Origin of the sequence: Paenibacillus sp. An7 (genome assembly GCF_009870785.1) — a bacterium.
Lineage (GTDB): Bacteria > Bacillota > Bacilli > Paenibacillales > Paenibacillaceae > Paenibacillus.
This window is the reverse complement of record NZ_WTWX01000062.1, coordinates 1-2,356: the sequence shown is the minus strand read 5'-3', so window position 1 is coordinate 2,356 and position 2,356 is coordinate 1. Positions and strand designations below refer to the sequence as shown.

2 protein-coding genes are annotated in these 2,356 nt (G+C 34.8%); both read left to right on the top strand.

What is annotated here, in order from left to right:
* Positions 1-281: 281 nt before the first annotated feature.
* Positions 282-1,100 (top strand): alpha/beta fold hydrolase, encoded by an 819-nt coding sequence (locus GQY27_RS21115; RefSeq protein ID WP_160037233.1) that lies wholly within the window; start codon positions 282-284, stop codon positions 1,098-1,100.
* A gap of 394 nt (positions 1,101-1,494) precedes the next feature.
* The gene (locus tag GQY27_RS21110; RefSeq protein ID WP_160037232.1) at positions 1,495-1,791 is read left to right on the top strand and encodes a hypothetical protein; all 297 of its coding nucleotides are present in this window, start codon (positions 1,495-1,497) and stop codon (positions 1,789-1,791) included.
* Positions 1,792-2,356: the final 565 nt, after the last annotated feature.

Sequence of the window (2,356 nt, the reverse complement as noted above, 5' to 3'; positions counted from 1 at the left end):
AATCCAAAAAATAGCGGATTCAATGCTATAATCTAAATTTATTGTTACGCTAACGGTAAAACGTTAGTTGAAAACAAAAGGGAGCAGCTTGCCAGTTGGCAACTGCTCCCTATTTGCTAACCAGCAGGTTTGTTTAACCCAGTGTACAGAACAAGTGTTCTTTACAAATGTAATATCTATATATAAAATTAAAACGATACATATATTTTGCTTATAATGTTCTGTAGTTTTTTTACTGTAAGGTGGTTATTATAAATTAGCTCAACATTGGAGGAGTCTCTGTGCCATATTGTAAAGTTAAGAATGCCAACATGTATTACGAGGAAATAGGTATAGGTAAACCGATTATAATGATCCATGGTTTTACACCAGATCATCGGTTAATGAGTGGGTGCATGGAACCGATATTTGAAGGTAACTCCGATTGGCGTCGTATTTATCTTGACCTGCCTGGAATGGGACAAACAAAGGATTATGATAAAATATGTAATTCAGATGATATGCTGGAAGCAGTTATAGATCTTATAGAAGCTCTTATCCCAAACCAAGATTACCTCATAGCAGGCGAATCCTACGGTGGATATATCACAAGAGGTATTATCAATAGACATATAGATCGTATACGTGGTGTTGCACTGATTTGTCCGTTAATTGTTCCTGAGCACGAAAGAAGAATCCTTCCTGAGCATTTTGTTGTTCATTATGATCGTGAATTTATAGACACCTTAAGCGAAGAGCAAATAAATGATTTTAGCGCAAATCAAGTCGTTCTCAATGAATATAATTGGAAAAGGTATTCTAAGGAGATCGTGGCAGGTTGTAAAATCGCTGACTACGATTTTCTTAGCAAGATTCAGAGAAACTATGTGTTTTCCACTAATAAAGATGGATTAGTTTTCGACAAACCAACCGTGTTTACTCTTGGTCGACAAGATGCAGTTGTTGGTTACATAGATGCTCTTAGAATTATAGAAAATTATCCTAGAGCAACCTTTGCCGTTCTTGATCGGGCGGGACATAATCTTCAAATAGAACAGGCTGTATTATTTGAGTCACTTATACGTGATTGGCTTGAAAGAGTGCAAGAATCTGGATTTTAATCTATATTAATCTGTTGAACTAACGGAAAAACGATAGTTGAATAAATAATAAATAAAAGACGGCAGCCAATCGTGGTTGTCGTCTTTTCAATTACGAGCAGAATAGCTTAATGAAGATTCAGAGCCGGAGAATCATCTGATTATGTTCGTTCCAACCAACGCTCTACCCACTTTAGGACAGCCTATGTGTTTCTTGTCTTTTAACTGAATTCTAGATGTAAATTTCTGTATTGTGATTGGAGGTTATTTTCCTATATAGTTAATGCTTCAAACTGCCTAACGAAACCAAAAATTACAACATTCAGGATTATCGGAACCATATGATCGTTTAAGATTCTACAAAATCCATCGTATATTTTTTATGCCTAATTAGCTATATGAGGAGGTGAAATTTATGAGAGAAAAATTAAATTTATGGTCTTTCTTCCTTTCAATAATTTGTTTAGTTTCATATTTGACAGTCTATAGTTGGGCAGAACTCTATAGACTTATTGGTGAAATATCTGACCCGGACGCCGTGAATATTGTTTACGTTCTTTCGTTGATAACTTTAATCCTTGGAATAATAGGACTAACAGGTAAGAAAAATTTAAAGTCTGTTTCAAGAGGAATAGTAACTATCTTAATCACATTCAGCATAACAGGATTACTGAGCTTCTTGATGTGGATACAACAATCTTTCTTATTTTAATGAAGTAATTGCTTCTTAAAGGCTTTATAATGAAAAATCGCATAAAATCGGAGGCAACTGATTGAAGATTAACCTTAGCGTAATTAGCTATGTAGCTTATCTATTAGTTACATCGACCACATCATTCTTTTTTTACTGGGTATTCAAGATATGGATAGCAATGGGGCGATTCACAGCAGCAGATGCCCCACCAGGTGACATTGGTGCAACAGAAAAAGTGTTTTATAGTTTCGTTATACCGATTGGGTATTTTGTTATCATGACCTTACTTTCATTTGTTTTTCGTCGTTATTTAATAAAATATTCAGTTAATCTGAAAATAACATTTATACTCGCAATAAATGTACTCATTACTGTCTACTTAATAACACAATTCAAAATCTTTTCTTTTAGTTAATTTCTATAGGAGCCGAATGATTGATTTTATTAGGATAACTCATTAAGCTAACGAGAAAACGTTAGTGGAAAACAAAAGGGAGCAGCTTGCCAGTTGGCAACTGCTCCCTTTTTGCTAACCGGCAGTAGAGCGTGGTAGTAAATAGCTATACTCAAAATTTTCCGCGCA

Excerpts from the sequence above, each read along its gene's own strand:
- GQY27_RS21110 (WP_160037232.1), top strand. The coding sequence starts at position 1,495 with ATGAGAGAAAAATTAAATTTATGGTCTTTCTTCCTTTCAATAATTTGT.